The following is a 17,041-nucleotide window of genomic DNA, read 5'->3' as shown; positions in this document are numbered from 1 at the left end:
CAGTTGGGCGGGCGAACCACATGCCAGGAAAGGACAAGATCATGACTGGACGACTGGACGGAAAGATCGCCCTCATCACCGGAGCCGGTACAGGGATCGGGGAAGCCATCGCGCACAAATTCGCCAGGGAGGGCGCAAGGCTGCTGCTTGCCGGCCTGCCCGGCGATCCGATTGATGACGTCGCTGCCGCCATCCGCGACAAGGGCGGCGAGGCGGAAACCTCCCCCGGCAATCTCGGCGACCATGGCGTTGCTGAAACCTGTGTTGCGGAAGCCATCAAGCGGTATGACCGTCTCGACATCCTGATCAACAATGCGGGGGTGTTTCTTGAGGCCGCTGAGTGCCAGGACTACTCCGTCGAGAATTTCGACCGCACCATAACCGACAACGTCCGCTCGGTATTCCTGATGACCAAATACGCGCTTCCGCATCTGCAGGAGACGCACGGCGTCGTGATATCCGCCGGTTCGGAAGCCGGAGAAGTCGGCGAAGCGAACAACACGCCCTACGGGGGAACCAAGGGTTTCGTGCACGCCTTCATGCGCGGCGTCGCGTTTGAGCAGGGCAAATATGGCGTGCGGGCGAATTGCGTCTGCCCCGGGCCGGTGGACACGGCCTGGACCCATACCGAGACCGGCCCGATGAACGATCAGATGGAGAAGATGACGCTCGCGGGCACCGTGCTCGGACGCCGGGGCACGCCGGAGGAAATTGCCAATGTCTACGCCTTCATCGCTTCGGACGAGGCGTCGAACGTTACCGGCGCGCTATGGTATGTCGACGGCGGCACGACGATCGCCAAGGGCGGCCCGGGCCAGATGGTTCCGGACGAGCTGAAAGCCGAGCCCGAGACGGATCTCGATCTCGGGCACAGCCGCGACGGCATGAAGGGCAAGGACGCCGTCAGCAAAATCTGAGGTCGTCGCCTCCGGCCTCCCGGGCCGGAGGTTTCCTTGCTTCATTCAGGGGGAGCCAGGAGCCACCGCGCCGCTACCCCTTGCGCTCAGCTTTTGCCGGAGCCCGGTTCGGCCATCTTGCGGTGCTGGGCCGCCAGCCTTTCGCTCGATACCATGCCGGAAGCGGCGGCCATGGCCTTGTTTTTCCAGCCCGCGACGACATCGCCCTCCCCTGCCATCATCGCGCCGTAACCGGCCCTGGCGACCTTTTCCGGATCGTCCTTGTCGCCCTGCCCGATCGCAGTATCGGTAAGGCCGGCGCGTTCGAAGAACGCGGTATCGGTGGCGCCCGGCATCAGGCAGGTGACAGTCACGCCCGTGTCCTTCAGCTCCTCGCGCAGGGCGAATGAGAAGGAATTCACGAAAGCCTTGGTGCCGTTATAGACCGCCTGGAAGCTTCCGGGCATCAGCCCGGCGATCGAGCCGGTGAACAGGATCCGGCCGTCACCGCGTTCGCGCATTTGCCGGCCGAGCTCATGCACCAGCGTGATCGTGCCGCTGATATTGGTATCGACGACCTGTTGCGCGTCCTCCAGCGCCTGATCGAGGAAGCCGTGGCCGAGACCGCGTCCGGCATTGGCCATCAGCAACCTGACCGGTTTGCCGGTCTGCTCGATGGCATGGGCGAAACGGGCGACACCCTCGCGCGTCGCCAGATCGACCTCCGCCGCATAGACCTTGACGCCCATTGCCGTCAGCTTGTCGGCGGCGGCCTGGATATCTGGCTCGTTCGCCGCGATCGCCAGGTCGTAGCCGTCTTCGGCCGCGCATTTCGCCAGCTCGAAACCGATGCCCGACGATGCGCCGGTAATGACGGCAAGCTCATTCTTCTGATCATTGCTCATGGTTTCATGATGGCCTTGATGCAGCCATCCTCCTTGTTGCGGAACGTCTTGTAGAGTTCGGGACCGTCCTCCAGCGACGCCGTGTGGGTGATGACGAAGGACGGATCGATTTCGCCGCGTTCGATGAGGTCCATCAGCTTCGGCAGGTAGCGCTGCACCGGGGTCTGCGCCATCTTGAAGGTCAGGCCGCGATTGATGGCGGAGCCCATCGGCACCTTGTCCAGAAAGCCGCCATAGACGCCGACAATCGAGACCGTTCCGAAATTGCGGCAGCAATGGATCGCCTGTCGCAGGACGTGCGGACGGTCGGTGCCCATGAAGGTCGCGACCTTGATCCGGTCCAGCCGGGAATCCCAACTGGCCGAGGCATCGGCCTCCGTCCCAACAGCGTCGATACAGGCGTCGGCGCCGCGGCCGCGGGTTAGTTCCATGATACGGTCGTAGACGTCGTCCTCACGGAAATCGATCGTCTCCGCGCCGCCTTTTCGGGCGAGCTCCAGCCGCTCGGGCACGGTGTCGACGGCGATAACGCGTTCGGCGCCGAGAAGGAAAGCCGAGCGGATGGCCATCTGGCCGACCGGCCCGCAGCCCCAAATGGCGATGGTGTCGCCGCGCTGAATATCGCAGTTCTCGGCCGCCATGTAGCCCGTCGGGAAGATATCGGAGAGAAACAGAACCTGTTCATCCGTCAGCCCCTCCGGCACCTTAGCAGGGCCGACATCGGCAAAGGGGACGCGCAGAAATTCCGCCTGGCCGCCGCTATAGCCGCCGAGCAGGTGCGAATAGCCGAAGAGGCCGCCGGGGGAATTGCCCCAGAGCTTACTGACCTTGTCCCTGTCGGGGTTCGAGCGTTCGCAGCCGGAGAAATATCCGCGCTTGCAGAAGAAGCATTCGCCGCAGGCGATCGTGAAGGGAACGACCACCCGGTCGCCGACCTTGAGATTGCTGTTGTCGCGGCCGACTTCCGCGACCTCGCCCATTGCCTCGTGGCCGATGACGTCGCCATGGTGCATTTCCGGGATCGTGCCCTCGTAGATATGGAGGTCCGAGCCGCAGATGGCACAGGCCGTGACCTTGATGATTGCATCACGGCCATCCTCGATCTCGGGATCGGGCACGGCTTCGCAGCGGATATCGTGTTTTCCTTGCCAACGCAGAGCTTTCATTGGGCGTCCTCCTGTTGGGGCCCCGGTTGCCGCGCGCTCGCCGCGCGGCCTTCCCGGTCGATCCCTGGTTGAGCGCCTAACTGAAGTCATCCCGTTTGGTTCCGGATTCTTCTTGTCGTTTGGACGACGGTGCGAACAATCCGCCGTTTCAATCGTTTGGGCACAGAATGACGGCGGTGTGACCGCCGCACCAACAAAGGAGACGGCAGAAATGAAAGCGATCCGCATCCACGATTTCGGGACGCCCGAGGTTCTGAAGCTCGAGCAGGTCGAGCGGCCGGAGCCGGCCGCTGGCGAGGTTTTGATCAAGGTGCTTGCCGCGAGCGTCAATCCGGTAGACTGGAAGATCCGTTCCGGCGATTACGGCGCCGTTGGCGAGGACAGGCTGCCGATGATCCTTGGCCGCGATATCTGCGGAGACGTCGAGGCGCTTGGCGAAGGGGTCGGACACATTGCCGTCGGCGACCGCGTGTTCGCCTTTCTCGAGATGAGCCGCGGCGGCTATGCCGAGTATGTGGCGGTGCCAGCAGAGCATCTCGCCGCCGTGCCGCAATCGCTGAGCGCCGAGGAAGCCGCGGCCGTTCCGCTTGCAGGCCTCACCGCTTGGCAGGGTCTCATCGATCACGGCGGGCTTCAGCAGGGCCAGCGCGTCCTCGTCCATGGCGGCGGCGGTGGCGTCGGTCATCTTGCCGTTCAGATCGCAAAGGCGAAGGGCGCCTGGGTGGCGACGACGGTCTCGCCCGAAGACATGGAATTCGCGCGCAAGCTCGGCGCCGATCAGGTCATCGACTACAAATCGGAAATCTTCGAGGACGTCCTCGATCCGGTCGATCTCGTGTTCGACCTGATCGGCGGCGAAACGCGCATGCGTTCGTTTGAGGTGCTGAAGGAAGGCGGCATCCTGGTCTCCACGCTCGGCGAGCCCGACCGGGAAACCGCCTCGAAATTCAAGGTCCGCACCGCCGGCTACATGGCCAAGCCCAACGGCGGCCAGCTCGCCGAGATCGCCGAACTCATCGAGCGGCGCAAGCTGCGGATTTCCGTGCAGAACACGTTTCAGCTTTCCGAAGCGGCGAAGGCCCAGGCGGTTCTGGAAAACCAGCATACGCAGGGCAAGGTGGTACTGAGCGTGACCTGAGAAATATCGGCGCCGACGCCCGCTCAAGGGGTGTCGGCGTCGCCCGTGGCGCTCGGCGGCACGTCTTCGATGGGCGGATGCCGGGTCGGCGCTTCAACCGGCGCTGCGTTGAACCGATAGACGCCGACCACCGCCAGCAGCATCAGAACTGCCACCACGAGGGCCAGAGTAAGCGGGGAGAGACCGTTCTTGAACATGATTTACCCAATCCATAGCGCGTGTTTCGGCGTTGGATGCCGTTTCATTGCTCATCAAACTTGAAGGACCTGCGAATGTTCCTGTTTCAGCGCGAAGCGCATAAATCGTCGCGACCGTCTGAAGGCGGCAATGGCAGGGCGAGGCTCGGATCCTTCCCATGTTCACTGGGGCGAGGACATCTTCAGTGAAAGACGAAATGGACGATGAGGTCTACATTCTGGAACAGGCGGGCCTTGTCTATGTCAGCGACCGGGACCCCGGCATCTCGCGCGAACGCCGCGGCCGCGGCTTCAGCTACAGGATGCCGGATGGCGCTCTGGTGCGCGACAAAGCAATGCGTCGGCGGTTGGATGCACTGGCGATCCCGCCCGCCCATGAACGCGTCTGGATCTGCATTCGACCTGATGGCCACCTGCAGGCAACAGGCTACGATGCCCGCGGGCGCAAGCAATATCGCTATCATCCGGACTGGCGGGCGCTTCGGGAGGAAAAGAAGTATGACCAACTCGTCGATTTCGCGGCGGCCCTGCCGCGGATCCGCCGACGCGCCCGTAGCGATGCCGAACAGTTCGATGATCTTTCCCGCGCCGTCCTCGGCGCCATGACAATGCTTCTCGACGCCGCGCATTTAAGAATAGGTAACCGTTCCTATCTCGAGGAAAACGGCACCTACGGCGCCTCGACCCTGCTCAAGCGGCATGTGCGTTTCGGCGATCACCTGGAGCTCGAATTTGCCGGAAAGGGCGGACGGCGAGCGCGCCGCCGACTGCAGGCGCCGCGCCTGCAGCGTGTCCTGGAGCGGATCGCGGACCTGCCCGGTCGCCAGCTCTTCGGCTGGCGGGAGGAGGACGGCACGCCGCGGTCCATCGATTCCGGACAGCTCAACGCCTATCTCGCCGAAATTGCCGGCGCACCGTTCTCGGCAAAGACCTTCCGCACCTGGGGCGGGACCGTCGCCGCCTTCGACGTGGCGCAACGGAATATCCGCAACGGAGAGACGCCGCTCATCAAGACCATGTCGGAAGCTGCCGCGAGCGAACTTTCCAACACGCCGACCATCTGCCGCAACAGCTACATCCATCCCGCCGTGCTGGCGCTTTCCAATGACGCGGCGGAGCGCCGCCTGTTGATGCGCCAGGCGGCGCGTCCGGCAAAACCGATCAACGGTCTGCGGGTATCCGAAAGCCGCCTCACCGCCTTTCTGAAAGGCGCGCGGCGGCTTTCGTAAGTCTCTGCGCTAAATAGCGGCGCCGATGCCCAGCAGCGCGAGCACGAGCAGGATCAGGAAGATCGCGATCGCGATGAAGAACAGGATTTTCGCGATTTTGGCGGCGGCGGCTGATACGCCGGTAAAGCCGAAAAAGCCGGCCACCAATGAGATGACCAGAAAAATCAGTGCCCATTTCAGCATTTAATGCTCCCTTGATCGTTGAAATTCAGGCCCGGCTCTGGCCGCGAGGCAGGCTCGCGGTCGTCCGGCGGTCGGGCCTCATGCCCGCGAAACGAATTTGTTGAACCGGCTCGTCTCGCCGTCGCTTGTCTCTTCCTGATAGAGAAAGGCGAGATCATTCTGTTCGAAGATACGGAAGAACTCTTCCCACTCAATGGGCTCCAGGTTCTCCTCCGGCTCGGCGAAATCGATCCGCAGGATGCCGCCTTCGCCACCCGCCGGTACGATGCTTGGCCGACCGTCGCGGGATTCGGCCCAGCGGCGGATTTTTGCGTGATCTGTCGTGGTCTGTGTCATCCGGACACTCCTTTGCAATGTTCGCCCCGCCCAATCATCAGCTTGCCGATTTGGTTCCCGAAAAATCTCCGCGTCGGGTCTTTTCTCGCAGGTCGATCGATATCGGCCATGGGGATGTCCTCTTGAATTGTCTCAATCGATGGAGTGACCAAACGTCTGAAACGCTTTTTTGTTCGCGGCGGGAACATGTGCCGGCCTCGCCTGTTGGGCGGCAATGCCCATCAGACCAAGGAGCTGACATGCCCGCGAAATCAAAATCCCAGCAGAAGGCCGCCGGCGCGGCGCTTGCCGCAAAGCGCGGCGAACAGAAGAAAAGCGACCTCAAGGGGCCGGCGCGGCAGATGGAAAAGTCAATGTCGCAGAAGGAGCTGGACGAACTGGCATCCGGAGAGCGCAAGGGAAAACCTGAACACAAATCCTGAGCCACGCCTGCGGCCTTCTCGTTCCCCGGCCTTGTCACTCATTGGCCGGGGGCAGCGCCCTTTCCTCGGCGGGTGTCGACTGCCTTTCGACGGCCGGAGGGTCGGCATTCTCCATCGGTTCCTCCGGTGCGATTTCGAGATTGTAGTAGAATTCCACAGCCGCCCAGGCAACGAGGGCGAGCGCGGTTGATACCGCAAGGATGACGAAGATGCGGGGCGAGCGACGCCCCTGCCTGGCTTTCTTGGGCGGGATGTCGGGTTCCATGGCGTCCTCCTATCTTGTGTCTTTACACGGACCAAGCACGGACCGCCTTTCGCGGCTCCCTGCCCTCGCAGTCGTCACTCCGGCAGCGTTATGCTCGCCGGCTGCTGACCTGTGTCCTCACGCCATGGGAAAAAGAGCGTTGAGAGGGCCAGCAAGATGAAGAGGACGAGTCCGCCAATGAAAACGATCCGCGCAGAGCGCGTTCGAAGGACTGTCGTACCTTGTTTCGCCTTCTCTTCCGGGATGGTCGGTCCACGTGTCTGATCGCTGGCCGATTTGTTCTCTTTCGCCACGTCACAATCTCCATCTGTGAATGTCCGTTTGGCGCCGAACAGGCGCATGCCGGTTTTGTTCCAGCGGCGCAGAAGCGCCCTCGGTTTGTCGGGAACATCGCGGCGCGTTCACGGTTGGCAGGTCAGTGGGCGGGACAGAACGCGTCGTTTCCGTTTGCGAGAATCTGCAACAACAGAAAGGGACATTGATATGTTCATGACCAAGTTCACAGCCACCACCGCCGTGTGCGCCGTTCTGGCGGGCACCGCCTGGGCCCAGAGCCAAACTGATGCCGACACAATGCAAAACACGGCCGCCATGCAGACGACCGATATCCACTCCGTGCAGGTGTCAGAAAAACAGATCCTCGGAACGGATCTGATGGGCGGCACGGTCTACACCAACCCGGGTCCCACCGGCGAAGCTGTCGGCGATGTCGACGATCTGCTCATCAGTCAGGATGGGGAAATCGCCGGGCTGATTATCGGCGTTGGCGGTTTTCTGGAAATCGGCGAGAAGAACGTCGCCGTTCCATTCGACAAGGTCGAGCAGAACCGTGACGACCAGGGCATGCTGTACCTGACACTCGCCACAAACCGCGACCAACTGCAAAGCGCGCCTGATTTCGACTATGGCACGGTCAGGCCCTCGGCAGACCTGCAAACCGACATTTCCCGCGATAGCGATACCGCGCTTGATCGAAGCAACCGCTTTCCCGGAGAGGAAACCGCTCCGACAAGGCCGAAAGACCAGATGGCGGGCGAAGGGAGCAGCAGAGCGCCGGACATCGAGGACCGGATGGCCGACAACGCGTTTGCTCAGTCGCCCGCCGGCATGGCCTGGCGCGATACGAAGCCGGTCTCACACACCAATCTGAGGGCGGACGAGTTGCTTGATGCCGTGGTTTACGGTGAGAGCGGTGATGAGATCGGCGACATCGGGGATGTGATTCTTCGACCGCAGGGCGAGGTCCAAGCATATATCGTCGATGTTGGCGGCTTTCTCGGTATCGGTGAGAAGGAAGTTGCAATCGCTTCGCAAAATCTCAACGTGCGGCGTGACGGCGATGACTTTGCGGTCTTCACCCCATTCAGCGAGACAGAGCTTGAGGGGCAGAAGACCTACGACGCAGAGGCTTTTGCAGACAACCCGGACAATTTCCTGATGCGATGAAACCGACAGGTTCCCGAATACACAAACGGGGACTGTCCTGATTTTTGTGCTCTGGCGTGGTAACTGCTCTTTGAGGAGACCCACGTATGAGCATCGACAAAGAACTCTTGGACCGCCTGATGCAAGGGCGCTCGCCCGGTGATCTTTTCGGCAAGGACGGTATCCTGTCCGAACTGACAAAAGCGCTGGCCGAACGCGCCCTGAGCACCGAGATGGACGTCCATCTTGATGAGGAACGGGCTGAGGCTGTGCCCGAAGGCCATAACCAGTCGGCAAACCGTCGCAATGGCTCCAGCAGCAAGACGGTGACCACCGACAGCGGCAAGGTGGTCCTCGACATTCCTCGTGACCGCAACGGCACCTTCGATCCGGTGCTGATCGCCAAATACCAGCGCCGCTTTCCCGATTTCGACCGCAAGATCATCTCGATGTATGCCCGGGGCATGACAACGCGCGAGATCCAGGGGCATATCGAGGAAATCTACGGCGTCGAGGCCTCGCCCGGCCTGATTTCCGCGATCACCGACAGCGTGATGGATGAGGTCACGGCATGGCAGAACCGCCCTCTGGAGCCCTGCTATCCGATCGTCTTCATGGACGCGATCCGGGTCAATATCCGCAGCGACGGCGTGGTCTCCAACAAGGCGGTGTTCGTGGCGCTGGCCATTCTGCCGGACGGCACGCGCGACGTGCTGGGCCTGTGGTTCCAGGCCAATGAAGGCGCCAAGTTCTGGGCCAGCGTGCTGGGCGACCTGCGCAATCGCGGTGTCCAGGACATCCTGATCGCCGTCGTCGATGGTCTCAAAGGCTTTCCGCAGGCCATCGAGGCCGCCTTCCCGAGAACACAGGTTCAGACCTGCATCGTCCATCTCCTGCGCCATTCCATGAACTTCGCCAGCTACAAGGACCGCAAGGCCGTCGCCAAGGCGCTCAAGACGGTTTACACCGCCGTCAATGTCGAGGCGGCGGAAGAAGCGCTGGCGACGTTCGAGGACAGCGATCTCGCCAAGCGTTATCCGGCGATCGTGCCGAGTTGGCGAAAGGCCTGGAACGAGGTCATCCCGTTTCTCGACTATCCGCCAGAGGTGCGCAGGCTGATCTACACGACGAATTCCATTGAGGCTCTGAATTCGAAAATCCGCCGCGCCGTCAGAACCCGCGGCCATTTCCCGAGCGATGAGGCAGCGGCCAAGTTGATCTATCTGGCCCTCAATGCTACCTCAACCGAGTGGAAGCGTTCAGTGCGAGAATGGCACGCCGTCAAAAGCCAGCTCGCAATCATGTTCGAAGAACGTTTTCCTATGTCCTGAAACAGCGCCAGGGCACAAAATTCTAGACAGTCTCCACAAACGCCGTGCAAGCCGCACGGCGTTTCCGCGAGATCTCAGGCAAACGAGGCTTATCAGGATTTGTTCTCCCGCTCGTTCAGCGCCTGCTGCAGTTTCACCGCAAGCTCGAGCAGGCGGTCGGGCACAGGCTCCTGCTTGATCTGGGAGAGGAGCTCTGTAGTCCTTTGATCCAGAAACGCGTCGGAACGCTCGGACGCAACTTTGTTCTTGTCATTGCCTTCTGCCATCTTATCGCCTTACTTTGTTCTCGGGCATATTTTTGGGTTGTCATACGACGCTACGTCTCCGGAGCGCCGGTAGATTTAAACTGTTTGATGCGATCGGTTGGCAGAAGCAAATTGTCGCTCGCGGAACAAATACTACGTTTGCCCGCGAGGGAATTCTCGGATAGCCATGATCTGTGGGCGTTTTCTCGTCCGCTATCCTTATAGCTGTTATCGCTCCCTCGACGCAACTGAGGTTGGTTCAGTTTTCCGTGTAGGCAAACGCCTCCGCTATACATCGGAGGTGCCTTCGTTCATGGACATCCAACTCGCTCGGCCGACGCTTGTTTCAAACAAAATGACCGGAACAAAACCCAGCCGACTTGGTTTGGCGCTGGTTGGACAAACAAGAGGACAAACCATGACCGATAAACCATCCGGCGCCCCTCCGGGCACGAGCGATGAGCGGCCCCGTTGGGAAGGCCCTGAAGAAAGCCGGCCAAGCGCGTATAAGCCGGCCAGGGACGACCCCGGCAAGGATCGCGATGCCATGCGGGAAAATCTCAATCATCCCCGCAAGCGCGACCTCTCCGATGCCATGAAAACAAGACGTGACGATAGAGACCGGCCCACCGAAGGCCCGGCTGACGACAAATGAGGGAGGAGACGACGATGGGACATTTCGCAAGGTGGGTTGCGCCGGTAAATCTCGGCTTCGGCGAAGACGGCCCGCTTGCCGTCAAAGGACCGTCCCAGGCCCGCAACCTGCTCGCGGAAGACTGGCCGCGCCGGCGCGGGCGGCACTACCATGCGGCCGTGAGTTGTTGCGAGCGCGCCGTTGCACAGCCGGGATGGCTGGAAATGTCGAGAGAGGCCTTCATCGCCGCCGCGCTGGAGGCCGGGCTTTTCAGCGGTCATTCGGGGCGTGCCCGCAATTTCGTGCCGGGCGCCACCGGTCCCGGGCCGCATCGTCCCCCGATGCTGTAGATTGCTTGTTCCGGCGCGGCGGGTGAATGGTCAGCTCTTTGCCCGACGCTCCGGAAACGCTCGCGGCCGACCGGCAAAGACAGTCACTCCGCCAAACGACGCTTCTCAGCGTTTTCGCACATTCTCAAGGATAAAGCCGCTTGCGGGGCCTGTGGGCACGGTTCCCAGCGGAACATCCAGTTCCTGCTCCGGCACATCAAAGGCCATATGGTATGTCAGCAGCCGCACAGCCTCTGCAATCAGCGCGACGGTCGCTTTCTCGCCGGGGCAGCGGTGCGACTGCGCCGTTTCGCCTCCGCCCTGCGGAACAAAGCGCTCCCTGTCCTTCTGCCAGGAAAGGTCCCGCTCGGGACGGAATGCGTCCGGTTCCGTAAACCAGCGCGGATCGTGGCAGGTTCCATAGAGATCGAACAACAGCCACTGACCTTTCTGCAGGCGGTAGCCGTAGCACTCGGCGTCACGCGTCAGTATGCCGCCGACGAAGGGGAAGAAGGGCGCATAGCGGCGCACCTCCTCGGTAAACTGGATGAGGCCCTCGCGACTGCCATCGGCAAAACGCGCGCGCCAGGCGGGCTTTTGGTGCAGCATCAGCGCGGCAAAGGTAATATAGCGGCCAACCGCCACGATCGGCCTCAACAGGTTCAGCACTTCTACCGCCGCAACTGAGGCAGGAAGCGGACGGCCGTCGGCATCGCGATAGCCGGCGATCTCCGCGATCGGCGCGCCTTCGCGTACCTTGCGCCTGCCGGAACGGACTGCCCTGATCTCGGCCTGCAAGCGCCTTTCCAGCCGGCGGCGGCGCAAAAGGGCGGTAACCGTTGCCGGACGGAAGCGGCCTGCGTTTTCCACCATGCCCGCAAGCACGGGTGCATCACGCTCTACCGATTGCTGGTTCGCCGGCAGGCCGGCCCATGACAGCGCCGCTTCGGCGAGCGTTGTTTCGGCGGCGGCGGCGAGCGATATCCGCCCTCGCCTTTCCCATGCCGCAAACCTGCGCAGCCAGGCGTCCTCGAAACGGGTCACCAGATCGTCGACGTTCGATGGATGACTGACCAGCATGCGCACGAACATCGCCTTGCGATGGCGGTGCGCCTCTCCGTCGAGTTGCTGGACGCTGTGCTTGTCCTGCAGCAGGCGCAGCGTCGTGCCGGGCGTCGCGCCGCGCCGGGTCACCGTATCGCCGGTATAGAATAATTCGGCGGCTTCGGGACCGGAAACACAAACGACGTCGCGCAGCATCAGCCGTGTGCGCCAGATCGGCGGAGTCCGCGTCGCAAGACGGCGCGGCAGGAAGAGATAACCCTCGCGCAGAAGTGCAAGGGTCTGGTCCTCGATGATCGATGGCTTTGGCAGTCCGCTCATTCCAGCTTGCCCCTTCGCGGATCCCATTCTGCGTCTTCCTCCAGCTTCACCATGATCGGTCCGCCGGTGTCGTTCCGGTTCTCGGCAAGCCGGATCGCCTCTGGCATCGACATCTCCTCGGTCGGAGAAAGGGGCGTGTCCTCATTGCCGAAGTCGATCGAATCGACAAAGCCGATGGCACGGTTGCCGCGCTGAACGACCCTGAGAAGGACAGTGTCGGGCGTCGCGGCTTCCTTTGAATAATGACGGAAGGTCAGGGTCATCTCTTTCCTTTCTCTGAACGGACGTGCCGCAGAACTGGGTTGGCAGACGGTTGTTCCAGGAATTTTGCGCGGCTGACGATGGCAGAGCGTCACCGGAGGCGATCAAGCGCGACGGTAGAGACGGTTTGGCGGCGCTTGCCGCCGTTTCAGTTCGAGGGCTGTTTCTGTGCGCCACGCGAATATCGCCGGCTTGGACAGAAAGAGAGGAACCGCGAGCCCGTCGGCTTCGTTAGGTTCAGAGGGACCAAATCGAGACGGAGCCCATGATGAACCAGCAAGAAGTGAGACTAAGGAGCCGGCAACACCAGGAGGTGGTCGAACTCATCCCGGCGCTCCGGGCGTTCGCCCGAACCTTCTGCCGCAATCCCGACGACGCCGATGACCTGGTTCAGGAGACGATGCTGAAGGGTATCGCCAACCTCGACAAGTTCAAGCCGGGAACAAGGTTGAAATCCTGGCTGTTCACGATCATGCGCAATACCTTCTACACCCAGATCAAGGTGAGGAACCGTGAAGCGCCCGGCGAAGAAGATTGCGTCGCCAGCCTGCCGCAAAATGACGCGACGCAGGACTGGTCGGTCAGGGGGCAGGAACTGCTGGATGCGCTGGCGCGCATTCCGCCGCATTACCGCGAGATGTTCGTCCTGGTGATGGTGCTCGGCGAGAGCTATATCGATGCTGCCGAGATTTGCGACTGCGCGATCGGAACCGTGAAAAGCCGGGTAAACCGGGCGCGTCAACTGCTTCTCGAAGAACTTGGCGAGGTGCAGTAGCCAGTTTTCCTGAGGCCCGATTCCACCAGCGCTGTTTACTGAGACTTCGACCTCCGTTCAACACGTCCCCCAATCGCGACGACAAAGATTTTGTTCCATGAAATCCGTGAAAGCCGGACGGGAACATATCGGCAGCGATGGACAGGATCGCGTGTTGACGACGGCCATGGAAAGCGACGGCGGCCAGACGCTCAGTTGAGAATGCTTCGGCCCTCGACGAGACGCAGATCCTCAAGCGTCGAGAGCAGCCATTCCAGCCGGGACATTCCGGCAGGTCTCTCGTCGACATGGGCGATTGCGTATTCGAAGGTCCGCTCCACAAGCCGGTCGGCGGCGGCGTCATCGGCGACAAGCAGCCGGGCGGCCAGCCTCAGACTCGGCATCAGCGTTATCACATCTTCGCCGTCGCCCTCGGCGGCAACTGTCGCAGACCGGTCATAGGTCGCGATCAGCGACGCGATGACTTCGCGGATTCCGTTCGGCTTCGGCAGCGTATTGATGAAGCGGAAACGATGGGGAATGATGATTTCCGCGCATCCGGAGAAGAAGACGAAAGGCGTGTGGTTCTGGTGCAGGATATCCGCCAGCGGAAAGACCGGCGTACCGTCGAGATTGATATCGAGGACGGCGGCATCGGTCCTGCCGAGATGGGGGATGGCCTGGGCGATGGACGCCACGGGCCCCAACACTTTGGCGCCGACCTTTTCGAAGGTGCGGGAAAGGTTCTGGGCGATCAGATATTCGTCCTCAACGATCAGGATCCGCGATCCGCGCAGCCTGTCGAGGTTTCCGTGCAAGCTGTTTTCGTCAGGATCCTGTAGACCGCTGGAAGGGGTTTCCGGTAAGAGTTGCATCTGCGATCTCCAATTCGGTGAATGTGTCAGTAGGCACGACGCAGAGCTCCCCGGCCGAAGACGGCCGGCGAAACAAACGCATTCGCGACTGAACTTTCCTTAAAAGCAGGTATCACGATGGAGAGGCCGGCTTCCTGAACAGCACGCGCGGGAACGGTTGCTGTTCCCTTGGATGCTTGCTCGCGGGTTTCGCAAGTGCTTGTCCGGCATGGATAGATGTTGCAACCTTGGAAGACCATACGCCCATGATCCGCCGAAAGACACCCCAAAGGTAAAATCGGCCTGAAGGCCCTATTCCTCAAGGGCATGCAGCTTGTCGAAGGGAATGCTGATCGTCGCGATCAGTCCGGAAGCTGCGTACTCGGTTTCGAACGTGCCGCCGAGGCGATAGGATATCTCGCCTTTGATCAGAGTGCTGCCGAAGCCGTGGTTCTCAGGTGGCGCGATCGGCGCTTCGCTTTCACCTGGAAATGACCATCGCTGACAAACCAGGAGATTTCGTCTTGTCAGTTGTAGTGGTTGGTGCTGATGACCAGAGGGCGCGGGCTATTCGCGCACCCAGTCAGCGCCGCTAAAGTGGTGGAACAGCGCGACCCTCCGGCGAAAGGCCGAAGCTTCGCATCCGCTGCAGCGCTGAAAATCTGTGCCACGCCGGTCTCCTTACAGCGTCTTAGCCATCAATCGCGGTGAAGGCTTATGGAAGTGAAGCACCTCCCGGCGCGTTCTGTTCCGGCCTTCACCGCGGTCAGGCAGCCGTAAACCTTATCCGACCTGCGCCTTCTGCGCGCCCGTGCCAGGCCGGGCCTTGCCGAGATCGGGCTTCTGGCCGAGCGGATCGGGCTTTTCCACAACGGTGAATTCGGAGCGGCCGTCGAGCGATTTGCCTTCGGTCCAGCGGCCCTCGGGCGTCGGCTCGTCAAGCGAGGTATTAAGGAAGTAGTAGGAGTGCTCCAGAGCCTCGTGATCCTCGGGCGTCGTGTTCGGGATCGGAAGCTGTTTCTCCATGCCGCCGAGCTCTTCAATGACGGCAAGCCACTGCTGCTGGTGCATTGTGTCGCGGGCGATCAGGAAGGAGAGCATGTCCTTCATGCCGGCATCATCCGTCATGTTGTAGAGCCGGCTCGCCAGCACGCGGCCGCCCGATTCCGCGGTGACGTTGGCGAGCATATCGGTCGCGATATTGCCGGTGGCATAGACATGACTCATGTCGAAGGGCACGCCGTTCGAGTTCACGGGCATTGCAGACAGGCCCGAAGACAGAATATGGCGCGGGTTCATGCCGCCGAGGATGGCATTGACGATCGGATCTTCCGCCGCCTTTTCCTGTTCGGAGAGCGGCGCGCCCTCTAGATTGAGCGCCACGGCATGGCCCAGGAACTCGATATGCGACAATTCCTCTGTCGCCGTCATCATCAGCAGGTCGCGGTATTTGCTGTCGCCGCGCGCGCCCATTGCCTGGAAGAAGTACTGCATGGCAACGCGGATCTCGCCCTCGATGCCGCCGATCGCCTGCTGGAGATGCTTGGCAAACAGAGGATCGGGCTTGTCGACGGTCACCTTGTACTGAAGCTTGGCGGAGTGATGAAACATGGGTTTTTCCTCTTTGTGGTCGTGGAGGTCCCCTAAGCAAAGAGGCTCGGAAATGTTCCCGCCGGATGGCGCAGACGAACTTCTGTTTATGAGATCATTTTTGAGCGGCAACGTCGAACGGATGCCAGGGGATCGCGATCTTGGATTTGCCGGAACATCGGAGCCCCGATCCGGTTAGGCACAACGGCCAGTCCCATCGCCGGCCAAACCTGAATCGAAAGGAGAAACCGATGGCAAATGCCGACAAGAAACACTTCGGACCGGGTTCTCACGGAAAGAGCAGCGGTGAAGGCGCCATGACCAACCTCGAAGACGAGGTTCTGCCGAAAGACAAGGTGCTTTCCAATCGCGACAAGGCGCGCCACACCGAGGAACGCGGGCTCGACAGCAAGAATGTCCAGAATGAGGAATACAAGGACCATAGCGCCAACCGCCGCGACGGCGATTAGGCGTCGTGGAAGGAAATGCCGCAGCGTCGGGCGACCCGCCCGGCGCTGAGCCTTTGCGATCAGTTGCTTGGGTCCATGGCGTGGGGCGGGGCGTTTTCCGGCTGATCACCAGTGCCGCTGCTCACTCTGCCAATGGCAAAGGCAGCGATGATCACGGCGATAATGACTGCTGCACCCGCGATGATCCAACGTCTCATGTTCTTCTCCTTTTGATGTCACGCGAAGGCGAACCGTCGTCGCCTGCCGCAAGCAGCGGTTTGAGCCGGCTCATGCAAGCTCAATCGAGGCGCGGCGCCGGCTCGGCCGCAAAGTAGCGCTCGGCGCTCTCGACGAGGAACACTTCCGGCTCCGGGTTTTCGAGAATAGCGAAACCGGCGCTTCTGAGCATGGCTTCCACGGCGGCCTTGTTGGGTATGAACCAGTTGGTCGGATCGTCGGCGTAGCGTTGTTCGACGAAGTGAAGTTTCGGAAAGTCCGGCCGATCGAACAGCGCTTGCTCGTCGAATGAGTAGTTTTCCGCAAGCTCCGACGTTTGCTGGCTGCCGCGCTGCAGCGACTGGAACAGCATCTTGTCGCCCACCACCGTTTCATGGAGCAGATCGAGCGCTAATAGCGGGTGACGCAGATGGTAGAACACGCCCATGAACAGCACCAGGTCGAAGGTTTCCTCAAGCTGGCGCAGATCGTAGACCGACATCTGGCGGTATTCGATGTCGACGCCGTATTGTTCAGCGGCATAGCGAGCCTGCGCCAGATAGCGTTCGTCGGAATCGATGCCGAGCACGCGCCCTGCATTGCGGCGTTTCATCTCAAGCGCGTAAAAGCCGGCATTGCAGCCGATGTCGAGGACGCTCTGGCCCTCCAGATCGTCGGGAAGCACGTGGCTGAAGCCGGCCCACTTCATCGACGGAAAGTCGCCGAGGAAATGGTCGGGCGCCGTATCTATGCCGTTGATCCGCAGATTGTGGAACCATGGCCCGAGCGCCGCAATATCGGCTTCAGTCTTGTTGCGATCGATTGTCGTCATC

Annotated in this window: 24 protein-coding genes; 10 read left to right on the top strand and 14 right to left on the bottom strand. The window is 61.3% G+C overall.

The genetic code is table 11. The features are described 5' to 3' along the window. Positions 1–41 precede the first annotated feature (41 nt). Positions 42–917 carry an SDR family NAD(P)-dependent oxidoreductase gene (locus JET14_RS08595; protein WP_200337648.1) on the top strand — a complete coding sequence of 292 codons (876 nt, stop codon included), beginning with the start codon at positions 42–44 and terminating at the stop codon, positions 915–917. A gap of 86 nt (positions 918–1,003) precedes the next feature. On the opposite strand, the gene JET14_RS08590 is transcribed toward JET14_RS08595, so the two are convergent. Next, complete coding sequence (locus JET14_RS08590) at positions 1,004–1,801, bottom strand: SDR family NAD(P)-dependent oxidoreductase (RefSeq protein ID WP_200337647.1); 798 nt, start codon at positions 1,799–1,801, stop codon at positions 1,004–1,006. After that, a complete protein-coding gene (locus tag JET14_RS08585) occupies positions 1,798–2,967 on the bottom strand; it encodes a zinc-dependent alcohol dehydrogenase (RefSeq protein WP_200337646.1) in 1,170 nt (389 codons plus the stop codon). Before JET14_RS08585 ends, JET14_RS08590 begins: the two co-directional genes overlap by 4 nt. 211 nt (positions 2,968–3,178) lie before the next feature. On the opposite strand from JET14_RS08585, the gene JET14_RS08580 reads away from it, so the two are divergent. Next, entirely contained in the window at positions 3,179–4,105 is a 927-nt protein-coding gene (locus JET14_RS08580; protein WP_200337645.1) for an NADP-dependent oxidoreductase, read from the top strand. A 23-nt stretch (positions 4,106–4,128) separates the two neighbouring features. On the opposite strand, the gene JET14_RS08575 is transcribed toward JET14_RS08580, so the two are convergent. Next, entirely contained in the window at positions 4,129–4,302 is a 174-nt protein-coding gene (locus JET14_RS08575; RefSeq protein ID WP_200337644.1) for a hypothetical protein, read from the bottom strand. A gap of 197 nt (positions 4,303–4,499) precedes the next feature. On the opposite strand from JET14_RS08575, the gene JET14_RS08570 reads away from it, so the two are divergent. Continuing rightward, positions 4,500–5,531, top strand: coding sequence for a DNA topoisomerase IB (locus tag JET14_RS08570; protein ID WP_200338038.1), 1,032 nt, complete (start codon positions 4,500–4,502; stop codon positions 5,529–5,531). Between the two features lie 9 nt (positions 5,532–5,540). On the opposite strand, the gene JET14_RS08565 is transcribed toward JET14_RS08570, so the two are convergent. Next, positions 5,541–5,714: a DUF1328 domain-containing protein gene (locus tag JET14_RS08565; protein ID WP_200337643.1), complete on the bottom strand. Its 174-nt coding sequence runs from the start codon at positions 5,712–5,714 to the stop codon at positions 5,541–5,543. Between the two features lie 78 nt (positions 5,715–5,792). Further along, a complete protein-coding gene (locus tag JET14_RS08560) occupies positions 5,793–6,050 on the bottom strand; it encodes a hypothetical protein (RefSeq protein WP_200337642.1) in 258 nt (85 codons plus the stop codon). 239 nt (positions 6,051–6,289) lie between these two features. Between JET14_RS08560 and JET14_RS08555 the strand changes: the two genes are divergently transcribed. Next, complete coding sequence (locus JET14_RS08555; protein WP_200338037.1) at positions 6,290–6,472, top strand: DUF3008 family protein; 183 nt, start codon at positions 6,290–6,292, stop codon at positions 6,470–6,472. 34 nt (positions 6,473–6,506) lie between these two features. Here the strand turns inward: JET14_RS08555 and JET14_RS08550 are convergent, their stop codons facing one another. Together JET14_RS08550 and JET14_RS08545 are read right to left on the bottom strand one after the other, a co-directional pair. Continuing rightward, positions 6,507–6,737, bottom strand: a complete 231-nt coding sequence (locus JET14_RS08550) for a hypothetical protein (RefSeq protein ID WP_200337641.1) — start codon at positions 6,735–6,737, stop codon at positions 6,507–6,509. A 74-nt stretch (positions 6,738–6,811) separates the two neighbouring features. After that, on the bottom strand, positions 6,812–7,030 hold the full coding sequence (locus tag JET14_RS08545; RefSeq protein WP_200337640.1) for a hypothetical protein: 219 nt from the start codon (positions 7,028–7,030) through the stop codon (positions 6,812–6,814). Between the two features lie 190 nt (positions 7,031–7,220). Between JET14_RS08545 and JET14_RS08540 the strand changes: the two genes are divergently transcribed. Together JET14_RS08540 and JET14_RS08535 are read left to right on the top strand one after the other, a co-directional pair. Next, positions 7,221–8,183 carry a PRC-barrel domain-containing protein gene (locus tag JET14_RS08540; RefSeq protein WP_200337639.1) on the top strand — a complete coding sequence of 321 codons (963 nt, stop codon included), beginning with the start codon at positions 7,221–7,223 and terminating at the stop codon, positions 8,181–8,183. An 86-nt stretch (positions 8,184–8,269) separates the two neighbouring features. After that, positions 8,270–9,493, top strand: coding sequence for an IS256 family transposase (locus JET14_RS08535; RefSeq protein WP_200335118.1), 1,224 nt, complete (start codon positions 8,270–8,272; stop codon positions 9,491–9,493). A gap of 92 nt (positions 9,494–9,585) precedes the next feature. Here JET14_RS08535 and JET14_RS08530 read toward each other — a convergent pair whose 3' ends face one another. Continuing rightward, positions 9,586–9,759 carry a hypothetical protein gene (locus JET14_RS08530; protein ID WP_200337638.1) on the bottom strand — a complete coding sequence of 58 codons (174 nt, stop codon included), beginning with the start codon at positions 9,757–9,759 and terminating at the stop codon, positions 9,586–9,588. A 292-nt stretch (positions 9,760–10,051) separates the two neighbouring features. Here JET14_RS08530 and JET14_RS08525 point away from each other — a divergent pair, with 292 nt between their 5' ends. Both JET14_RS08525 and JET14_RS08520 read left to right on the top strand, forming a co-directional pair. Next, entirely contained in the window at positions 10,052–10,393 is a 342-nt protein-coding gene (locus JET14_RS08525; protein ID WP_348648107.1) for a hypothetical protein, read from the top strand. Between the two features lie 14 nt (positions 10,394–10,407). Further along, complete coding sequence (locus JET14_RS08520) at positions 10,408–10,722, top strand: DUF982 domain-containing protein (RefSeq protein ID WP_200337637.1); 315 nt, start codon at positions 10,408–10,410, stop codon at positions 10,720–10,722. A gap of 105 nt (positions 10,723–10,827) precedes the next feature. On the opposite strand, the gene JET14_RS08515 is transcribed toward JET14_RS08520, so the two are convergent. Next, positions 10,828–12,084, bottom strand: coding sequence for a cytochrome P450 (locus JET14_RS08515; protein WP_200337636.1), 1,257 nt, complete (start codon positions 12,082–12,084; stop codon positions 10,828–10,830). After that, a complete protein-coding gene (locus JET14_RS08510) occupies positions 12,081–12,347 on the bottom strand; it encodes a hypothetical protein (RefSeq protein WP_200337635.1) in 267 nt (88 codons plus the stop codon). Before JET14_RS08510 ends, JET14_RS08515 begins: the two co-directional genes overlap by 4 nt. 266 nt (positions 12,348–12,613) lie before the next feature. Here JET14_RS08510 and JET14_RS08505 point away from each other — a divergent pair, with 266 nt between their 5' ends. Further along, entirely contained in the window at positions 12,614–13,120 is a 507-nt protein-coding gene (locus JET14_RS08505; protein ID WP_200337634.1) for a sigma-70 family RNA polymerase sigma factor, read from the top strand. A 191-nt stretch (positions 13,121–13,311) separates the two neighbouring features. On the opposite strand, the gene JET14_RS08500 is transcribed toward JET14_RS08505, so the two are convergent. After that, positions 13,312–13,917 (bottom strand): response regulator, encoded by a 606-nt coding sequence (locus JET14_RS08500; RefSeq protein WP_200337633.1) that lies wholly within the window; start codon positions 13,915–13,917, stop codon positions 13,312–13,314. Between the two features lie 819 nt (positions 13,918–14,736). Then, positions 14,737–15,564, bottom strand: a complete 828-nt coding sequence (locus JET14_RS08495) for a manganese catalase family protein (RefSeq protein WP_200337632.1) — start codon at positions 15,562–15,564, stop codon at positions 14,737–14,739. Between the two features lie 230 nt (positions 15,565–15,794). Between JET14_RS08495 and JET14_RS08490 the strand changes: the two genes are divergently transcribed. Further along, on the top strand, positions 15,795–16,013 hold the full coding sequence (locus JET14_RS08490) for a hypothetical protein (protein ID WP_200337631.1): 219 nt from the start codon (positions 15,795–15,797) through the stop codon (positions 16,011–16,013). Between the two features lie 59 nt (positions 16,014–16,072). Here JET14_RS08490 and JET14_RS08485 read toward each other — a convergent pair whose 3' ends face one another. Further along, positions 16,073–16,210, bottom strand: a complete 138-nt coding sequence (locus JET14_RS08485) for a hypothetical protein (protein ID WP_200337629.1) — start codon at positions 16,208–16,210, stop codon at positions 16,073–16,075. 80 nt (positions 16,211–16,290) lie between these two features. Next, positions 16,291–17,040, bottom strand: coding sequence for a TIGR04290 family methyltransferase (locus JET14_RS08480; protein ID WP_200337628.1), 750 nt, complete (start codon positions 17,038–17,040; stop codon positions 16,291–16,293). Position 17,041: the final 1 nt, after the last annotated feature.

Origin of the sequence: Martelella lutilitoris (assembly GCF_016598595.1) — a bacterium.
Classification (GTDB): domain Bacteria; phylum Pseudomonadota; class Alphaproteobacteria; order Rhizobiales; family Rhizobiaceae; genus Martelella; species Martelella lutilitoris_A.
This window is presented reverse-complemented; position numbering and strand designations above follow the sequence as displayed.

Excerpts from the sequence above, each read along its gene's own strand:
- JET14_RS08595 (WP_200337648.1), top strand. The coding sequence starts at position 42 with ATGACTGGACGACTGGACGGAAAGATCGCCCTCATCACCGGAGCCGGT.
- JET14_RS08590 (WP_200337647.1), bottom strand. The coding sequence starts at position 1,801 with ATGAGCAATGATCAGAAGAATGAGCTTGCCGTCATTACCGGCGCATCG.
- JET14_RS08585 (WP_200337646.1), bottom strand. The coding sequence starts at position 2,967 with ATGAAAGCTCTGCGTTGGCAAGGAAAACACGATATCCGCTGCGAAGCC.
- JET14_RS08580 (WP_200337645.1), top strand. The coding sequence starts at position 3,179 with ATGAAAGCGATCCGCATCCACGATTTCGGGACGCCCGAGGTTCTGAAG.
- JET14_RS08575 (WP_200337644.1), bottom strand. The coding sequence starts at position 4,302 with ATGTTCAAGAACGGTCTCTCCCCGCTTACTCTGGCCCTCGTGGTGGCA.
- JET14_RS08570 (WP_200338038.1), top strand. The coding sequence starts at position 4,500 with ATGGACGATGAGGTCTACATTCTGGAACAGGCGGGCCTTGTCTATGTC.
- JET14_RS08565 (WP_200337643.1), bottom strand. The coding sequence starts at position 5,714 with ATGCTGAAATGGGCACTGATTTTTCTGGTCATCTCATTGGTGGCCGGC.
- JET14_RS08560 (WP_200337642.1), bottom strand. The coding sequence starts at position 6,050 with ATGACACAGACCACGACAGATCACGCAAAAATCCGCCGCTGGGCCGAA.
- JET14_RS08555 (WP_200338037.1), top strand. The coding sequence starts at position 6,290 with ATGCCCGCGAAATCAAAATCCCAGCAGAAGGCCGCCGGCGCGGCGCTT.
- JET14_RS08550 (WP_200337641.1), bottom strand. The coding sequence starts at position 6,737 with ATGGAACCCGACATCCCGCCCAAGAAAGCCAGGCAGGGGCGTCGCTCG.
- JET14_RS08540 (WP_200337639.1), top strand. The coding sequence starts at position 7,221 with ATGTTCATGACCAAGTTCACAGCCACCACCGCCGTGTGCGCCGTTCTG.
- JET14_RS08535 (WP_200335118.1), top strand. The coding sequence starts at position 8,270 with ATGAGCATCGACAAAGAACTCTTGGACCGCCTGATGCAAGGGCGCTCG.
- JET14_RS08530 (WP_200337638.1), bottom strand. The coding sequence starts at position 9,759 with ATGGCAGAAGGCAATGACAAGAACAAAGTTGCGTCCGAGCGTTCCGAC.
- JET14_RS08525 (WP_348648107.1), top strand. The coding sequence starts at position 10,052 with ATGGACATCCAACTCGCTCGGCCGACGCTTGTTTCAAACAAAATGACC.
- JET14_RS08520 (WP_200337637.1), top strand. The coding sequence starts at position 10,408 with ATGGGACATTTCGCAAGGTGGGTTGCGCCGGTAAATCTCGGCTTCGGC.
- JET14_RS08515 (WP_200337636.1), bottom strand. The coding sequence starts at position 12,084 with ATGAGCGGACTGCCAAAGCCATCGATCATCGAGGACCAGACCCTTGCA.
- JET14_RS08510 (WP_200337635.1), bottom strand. The coding sequence starts at position 12,347 with ATGACCCTGACCTTCCGTCATTATTCAAAGGAAGCCGCGACGCCCGAC.
- JET14_RS08505 (WP_200337634.1), top strand. The coding sequence starts at position 12,614 with ATGAACCAGCAAGAAGTGAGACTAAGGAGCCGGCAACACCAGGAGGTG.
- JET14_RS08495 (WP_200337632.1), bottom strand. The coding sequence starts at position 15,564 with ATGTTTCATCACTCCGCCAAGCTTCAGTACAAGGTGACCGTCGACAAG.
- JET14_RS08490 (WP_200337631.1), top strand. The coding sequence starts at position 15,795 with ATGGCAAATGCCGACAAGAAACACTTCGGACCGGGTTCTCACGGAAAG.
- JET14_RS08485 (WP_200337629.1), bottom strand. The coding sequence starts at position 16,210 with ATGAGACGTTGGATCATCGCGGGTGCAGCAGTCATTATCGCCGTGATC.
- JET14_RS08480 (WP_200337628.1), bottom strand. The coding sequence starts at position 17,040 with ATGACGACAATCGATCGCAACAAGACTGAAGCCGATATTGCGGCGCTC.